General features: G+C 72.7%; 7 protein-coding genes. 3 read left to right on the top strand and 4 right to left on the bottom strand.

Annotated elements, in window-relative coordinates:
• From KYY02_RS29555 to KYY02_RS29545, 3 genes are all read right to left on the bottom strand, one after another.
• On the bottom strand, positions 1-1,451 hold a 1,451-nt coding region (locus tag KYY02_RS29555; protein WP_371243289.1), incomplete at its 3' end, for an ATP-binding cassette domain-containing protein.
• A gap of 217 nt (positions 1,452-1,668) precedes the next feature.
• The gene (locus KYY02_RS29550; protein ID WP_371243287.1) at positions 1,669-2,121 is read right to left on the bottom strand and encodes a hypothetical protein; all 453 of its coding nucleotides are present in this window, start codon (positions 2,119-2,121) and stop codon (positions 1,669-1,671) included.
• Complete coding sequence (locus KYY02_RS29545) at positions 2,118-2,816, bottom strand: ATP-binding protein (RefSeq protein WP_371243285.1); 699 nt, start codon at positions 2,814-2,816, stop codon at positions 2,118-2,120. The genes KYY02_RS29550 and KYY02_RS29545 overlap by 4 nt, the downstream gene beginning before the upstream one ends.
• A gap of 223 nt (positions 2,817-3,039) precedes the next feature.
• Here KYY02_RS29545 and KYY02_RS29540 point away from each other — a divergent pair, with 223 nt between their 5' ends.
• The 3 genes from KYY02_RS29540 to KYY02_RS29530 all read left to right on the top strand — a co-directional run bounded on the left by KYY02_RS29540 (position 3,040) and on the right by KYY02_RS29530 (position 5,079).
• Positions 3,040-3,900: a Sco1979 family transcriptional regulator gene (locus tag KYY02_RS29540; RefSeq protein ID WP_371243283.1), complete on the top strand. Its 861-nt coding sequence runs from the start codon at positions 3,040-3,042 to the stop codon at positions 3,898-3,900.
• A complete protein-coding gene (locus KYY02_RS29535) occupies positions 3,901-4,185 on the top strand; it encodes a DUF397 domain-containing protein (RefSeq protein WP_371243282.1) in 285 nt (94 codons plus the stop codon).
• Positions 4,186-4,275: 90 nt separating this feature from the next.
• Positions 4,276-5,079, top strand: a complete 804-nt coding sequence (locus KYY02_RS29530; RefSeq protein ID WP_371243280.1) for an SAM-dependent methyltransferase — start codon at positions 4,276-4,278, stop codon at positions 5,077-5,079.
• Between the two features lie 332 nt (positions 5,080-5,411).
• Here the strand turns inward: KYY02_RS29530 and KYY02_RS29525 are convergent, their stop codons facing one another.
• The gene (locus KYY02_RS29525) at positions 5,412-5,891 is read right to left on the bottom strand and encodes an anthrone oxygenase family protein (protein ID WP_371243279.1); all 480 of its coding nucleotides are present in this window, start codon (positions 5,889-5,891) and stop codon (positions 5,412-5,414) included.
• Positions 5,892-6,000: the final 109 nt, after the last annotated feature.

Below are 6,000 nucleotides of genomic sequence, written 5' to 3'. Positions count from 1 at the left end.
AGCTTGACCAGCGTCGTCTTGCCGGAGCCGTTCTCGCCGACCAGCGCCACGATCCCGCCCAGCGGAAGGGTGAGCGAGACGTCGTCCAGGGCGGGACGGGCGGCGTCGCCCGGGTAGCGGAAGGTGACGTTCTCGAAGCGGATCTCCCGGGGGTCGTCGGGCAGCGGGAGACCGCCCACGGGGATCGCGCGCTCGGCCGCCTCGACGTACAGCCGCTCCAGATCGCCCACGAACAGGCCCTCCTCGTGCAGCCGGTTCACCTCCAGGACGAGGGTGTCCAGACTCGCGGAGCCGGTGCCGATCGCGATCACCGCCGTGCCCGCGACCGACAGCGCCATCGTCCCGGCCAGCAGCAGTGCGCCGAGCGTGGCGTACGTGGTCACCGTCGCCAGGCCCGTCCACGCCGCGGCGACCAGTCCGGTGCCCGCCGCCAGCCGGGCCAGCCGGGCCTGCTCCGCCTCCGCGGTCTCCGACATGGCTCTGAAGTGACGCAGGAGGAAGGGGCCGACACCGTGCACCCGGATCTCCGGCGCGGCCCCCGGCTCGGTGAGCAGGTCGCTGATCAGATGACCGGCACGCGCGTGCTGCACCCAGGTGTGGAACGAGGCGTAGCGGCGGCGCGCGTTCGTCAGCGCGCTCCAGGCGCTCGGCAGCGTCATCGTCACCAGTAGCGGAAGCAGCACCGGATGCAGCACGGCGAGCACACCGGCCGCCGCCGCCAGGGAGATCATCGCGTTGACCACCTGCGTGCCGTACGCGATCATGCGGCGGGCCGAGGCGGCACCGTACCGGGCGGTGTCCAGCAGTTTGTGGAAGGCGTGGTCCTCGATCGCGGCCAGCTCCACGGCCGCCGCGCGCTCCAGGTACAGCTCGGTCGCCACCCGTTCCACCTTGGGCTCCAGGCGTCCGGTGGCGTAGGTGCTCGCCGCCCGCAGCAGCGCCGCGACCAGGGTGACGGCGGCCACCGTGACGAGGGCGGGTGCGGCGCCGCGCAGCCGCTCCTCCATCGGGCCGCCGCCCAGCAGCCGGCCCAGGACACTGTTGACCGCGAGCAGACTCACGGCCTGGGCCAGACCCCGCGCCACCTCGGCGGCCAGCACGGCCCCCGCGGCCCGCCGGTCCGCCTGGACGGCGAGCCGGAGGCTGGAGGCGAGCAGGGCGGGCAGGCGGGTGATCATGGAGCGGAAGTCCAGCTCCAGGAAGGCCTCGCTGTGCCGGTTCCAGCCCGTGTCGTAGCGCAGCGGCCCGCCGAAGAGCAGCCGCTCGGACTCGGAGAGGGGCGGGGAGCCGGGTCCGGGGCGCTTCCCGCGGCGGAGGGAGCGCCAGGTCCTCCGGCGGGTGCCGGGGCGGTCCGTGGCCGGTCCGTCCGTGGGGGGATCGTTCGTGTCCGGTCCGTCCGTGTCCGATGACGGTGGCTTCGCATCACCGGATCGCTGTGTGCTCCCCGCCATGCCGACCTCCCCGGCCGCCGAATCCGACGAACGGCCACTATCGCGGGAGGCGGTACGCCGGGGCAGGGCGCGGGACGGGGCGGAGGGTGCGTGCGGGCGTACGAACTGGGTGATCGGCCGGAGCGGGGCGCCGGGGCTGGGACCAGGAGCGCGCGGGAGGAGGCGTGCGCCGGTCGGGCCGGATGCGGGACGGTCGGGAGGGCCGGTGCGGTGCGTGCTACGCGGTGACCGGACGGGACCAGGTGGGGGTCGTGTCCGTCAGGCGGCACAGGGCGAGGTAGAGCGGTATCGGCGGCGTGTAGGGGAGCGTGCCGGCGGGGCGGTGGATCAGGCCGGGGAGGCCGGGGGCGCCGGGGGCGTCCGAAGGGCCGGGGAGGACCGCGCCGGTGACGTAGCGGGCGGGGGCCGGCCAGTCCAGGGCGTAGTCGGAATCGGACGGGACCAGCCACCACCAGTGCGCGTCATCGGCGTACACGCAGCCCACGCGGGGCAGCCGGGGCAGTACCAGCGGGCCGAAGCGCGCCGGTACCGCCACGGCGTCGCAGCCCATGGGCGTGGTCATGCCGTCGGGGACGGGGAGTCGCCAGGGGGCGGCCGGGACGTGCCGCCCGCGCTGGACCCGTACCAGCGAGTCCAGGCTCAGTACGCGGGTGCCGGATGCGCCCGTCACGCCTGGCCCCGGGGGCGGGGGGTGCGCCGGCGCGGGGGGAGCGGCGGGCGGGCCGTCCGGGGCTGCGGCCGGTTCTCCGTCGGGGCGTGGGACTGGTCCGGTTCGTCGCCGGTGTCGTCCTCCGGGGGGCCGGGCGGACCCGGCTTCGGGCGGGTCCCCCAGCCCAGGTCGTCGGTGGGTCGCGCGGGACCCTCGTGTCCGGTGTCCGCCGTGCGGGGGAGGTCGGCCCAGACCAGCAGTCCGGGGCCGTTCTCGTGCGCGCCCCACGAGTGACACAGGGCGTCGACGAGAAGCAGTCCCCTTCCGTGCTCGTCGTCAGGCCGCTGCCGGGGGTTCGCCCGCGGCCGGCCCGGCGCGCACCCCTCGTCGCGCACGGCTATGCGCACCAGCTCGCCACCGTCGTGCAGCTCGCAGACCACATGGCTGCTCGCCGTGTGCACGATGGCGTTGGTGACCAGCTCGGAGACGACCAGGGCCGCGGTGTCGCAGGTGTCCTCGCACACCGACCAGCCGGTCAGCCGTGCCCTCGTCAGGCGTCTGGCCTGGGCCGGGGAGCCCGGATGAGCGGCCAGTTCGAAACGGAACCGGCGTTCGGCAGCGGGCCCCGAGGGGGCGGCTCCCGAGGCGGCGCCGAGGCCGGTGGACCCTGCGGCGGCGTCTGTTCCTAAGGGCGCGGACGGAATCACGCTTGCCACTATCGCCCCGCCGTGGACACTTGGCAAGTGTCACTCTGAAAAATGCAGAGTGCAGTGTGACGTTCTGGACGGGCGTGGCACACTGCTCGCAACAGCACCTCGCGCGGCGCCAGTTGGGATCGCCGAAGATTTGTTCGAATGAGAGTTCGGGTGAGACGGATCTTCGGGCGGATCATCGAGTGGCGCCGCCGGGCTGTCGGCTTTTGTTCGAGGGAGGTGGAGTGTGAGCGAGCCCCGGTCCGCACCGACGGTGGGACAGGTCGTCCTCGGCCGACGCCTGCTGGACCTGCGGGAACGCGCGGGACTCAAGCGTGAGGAGGCGGCCCGCATCCTCCGTGTCGCGCCCGCCACGGTCCGCCGCATGGAGATGGCCGAGGTCGCACTCAAGATCCCGTACCTCCAGCTCCTGCTGAAGGCGTACGGAGTCTCCGACGAGGAGGCCGAGGCCTTCGTGCAGCTGGCGGAGGACGCCAACCGGCCCGGCTGGTGGCAGCGCTTCCACGACATCCTGCCCGGCTGGTTCTCGATGTACGTCAGCCTGGAGGGCGCGGCCTCCCTCATCCGCAGCTACGAACCCCACTTCGTCCCCGGACTGCTCCAGACCGAGGACTACGCGCGCGGCGTGCTGCGCTCCGGTGCCGTCGGGCAGACCCAGCCCGAGGACATAGAGCGCCACGTCGACCTGCGCATGCGGCGGCAGGAACTCCTCACCCGTGAGGACGCGCCCCGGGTGTGGGTCGTGATGGACGAGACCGTGCTCCGCCGCCCGGTCGGCGGCCCGGAGGTGATGCGTGCGCAGGTCGACAAGTTGCTCGAGGCCACGAAGCTGCCCAATGTGACGCTGCAGATCGCGCCGTTCGCCGGCGGGCCCCACCCCGGCACGTACGGGCCGTTCGTGCTGTTCCGATTCGCCATGCCCGAACTGCCGGACATGGTCTACAGCGAGTACCTGACCGGCGCCGTCTACCTGGACGCGCGTACCGAGGTGGCGACCCACCTCGAGGTCATGGACCGCATGGCGGCGCAGGCCGCTACGGCACATCGCACGAAGGAGATCCTCCGGGACCTCCGCAAGGAGTTGTAAATGGAACTCATGAAGCCCCTGAAGCCCCTGCCTCGCCCGCGGGTGCGCACCGGAAGGATCTACAACGGCATGCCCGCTCGGGAACTGGGCAGCGAGGGCTGGCACAAGCCGTGGAGCGGCGGCAACGGAGGGAACTGCCTGGAGGCGATGAAGCTCGAGGACGGCCGGATCGCCGTGCGCCAGTCCACCGACCCGGACGGGCCGGCGCTCATCTACACCTCCGCCGAGATGACGGCCTTCATCGAGGGAGCGAAGGCGGGAGAGGCGGATTTCCTGCTGTCCTGAACTCTGTTGCCCGCTCCACCTTTTTGCTCTTCCTGCTGAACTTGGCACCGACTTGATCACTGACAGTTGCAGAGACCTATGGAGTCCGTCATGACCGGGCAGCACCCCGTGGAGATCGACACGAGCAGGCCGCACCCCGCGCGGATGTACGACTGGTACCTGGGAGGAAAGGACAACTACCCGGTCGACGAGGCCATGGGGCGGCAGATGCTGGCCCTCGACCCCCGGGTTCCGGTGATGGCACGGGTGAACCGCGCGTTCATGCAGCGGGCCACGCGATGGCTGGCCGGACAGGGGGTACGGCAGTTCCTCGACGTCGGCACCGGCATCCCGACCGAGCCCAACCTGCACCAGGTGGCACAGGGGGTCACACCCGACGCCCGCGTCGTGTACTGCGACAACGACCCCATCGTGCTGGCCCACGCGGCGGCCCTGCTGCGCGGTACGGACGAGGGGGTGACCGAGTACCTCCAGGCCGACGTGCGGGAACCGGACGCCATCCTGGAGGGCGCGCGGAGGATCCTCGACTTCGACGCGCCGATCGCGCTGTCGCTCATCGCGCTGCTGCACTTCGTCTCCGACAAGGACGGGGCGCACGAACTGGTCGGGCGGCTGCTGGACGCGCTGCCGTCGGGCAGCTACCTGGTCGTCACCCACGCGACCGCCGACTTCACTCCGGAGGAGTCGAAGGCGGCCACGGAGAAGCTCAAGGCGGCGGGCGTCACCCTGGCGCTCCGCTCCCGCGAGGAGTTCACCCGCTTCTTCGACGGCCTGGACCTCGTCGAACCGGGCGTCCAGGTCCCCCACCACTGGCACCCGGAACTGGGCGACCCGGTTCCGGGCCAGGACGACGACGTCATCCCGGGCTACGGCGCGGTGGCCCGCAAGCCGTAACCCGGCCGGGCGGTGGGACCCACCGGGGTCCTGCGTTCCGACGCCGCTCCGTCGACGGCGGCAGGTGAGTGGTGCGATCACCTGCCGCCGCCCCGTCGCTCCCGCGGGCAGCCGTGCCTCCCCGTCGCGGACCGGCTCCCCGACGGGGAGGCACGGCCGCTCCTCGTGGGGAGTGGTCAGGAGAACCCTGGGATCGGCCGTGGCCGTGTTCCTCGCGTGCGCGGATGACGGGCCGTGCCTCGTCGGGCGGCGCTCCTCCGGCCACGACGCGTCCGCTCACCCGCCCCCGCAGAGCGCCGGGACAGCGCTTCCCGGGGGGCCGGCCGAGCCCCTCAGACGAGGGCGAGGAGGTACGCCACCGCCGCCCCGGCCGAGGCGAGCGCGCGGACGTGGTTCCACACCGTCCACTCGCGCACATAGACCGGCCAGTACGCGACCGCCTCCGGACCGCCCGGTTCGAGCCGGGCCAGCGCCTCGTTGCGCGGTATGTTCGCGACCACGGTCAGCCCGAACGAGCCGATCAGGTACAGGACACCGCCCACCAGCAGCCCGGCCGTCCCCTCGTCCGGCCACAGCACGAACGTCACCACCGTGACCACCGCGCACAGCACCGCCGTACCGAGGAACAGCAGCATGAAGGCCGGACGCACCGCCGCCACGTTGACCGCCTGCATCGCTGCCACCCCCTGCGCCGGCGGCAGCGCCGCGAGCCCTCTCATCACGAACGTCGAGAAGGCGCAGAAGACCCCGGCCGTCAGCCCGGTCCCGAGCACCCCCAGCACCGTCAGCACGAAGTACGGTCCGTCGATCATGCCGTCGCCCCCGTTCCCGGCCGGTGCCCTCCCCGGCCGCCACCGTCACCACCAGTGCACACGACCCCTGGTGTCCCCGGCCATGGCCCAGGAGCGCGGGCGCATGCGC

It is taken from the genome of Streptomyces pimonensis (assembly GCF_041380215.1).
GTDB classification, from domain to species: Bacteria; Actinomycetota; Actinomycetes; order Streptomycetales; family Streptomycetaceae; genus Streptomyces; species Streptomyces pimonensis.
The sequence above is the reverse complement of the archived record's forward strand: the minus strand, read 5'-3'. Positions and strand labels throughout refer to the sequence as shown.

Bases quoted from the DNA above. Each gene is read 5' to 3' on its own strand.
- KYY02_RS29535 (WP_371243282.1), top strand. From the start codon at position 3,901: ATGGAACTCATGAAGCCCCTGAAGCCCCTGCCTCGCCCGCGGGTGCGC.
- KYY02_RS29530 (WP_371243280.1), top strand. From the start codon at position 4,276: ATGACCGGGCAGCACCCCGTGGAGATCGACACGAGCAGGCCGCACCCC.
- KYY02_RS29525 (WP_371243279.1), bottom strand. From the start codon at position 5,891: ATGATCGACGGACCGTACTTCGTGCTGACGGTGCTGGGGGTGCTCGGG.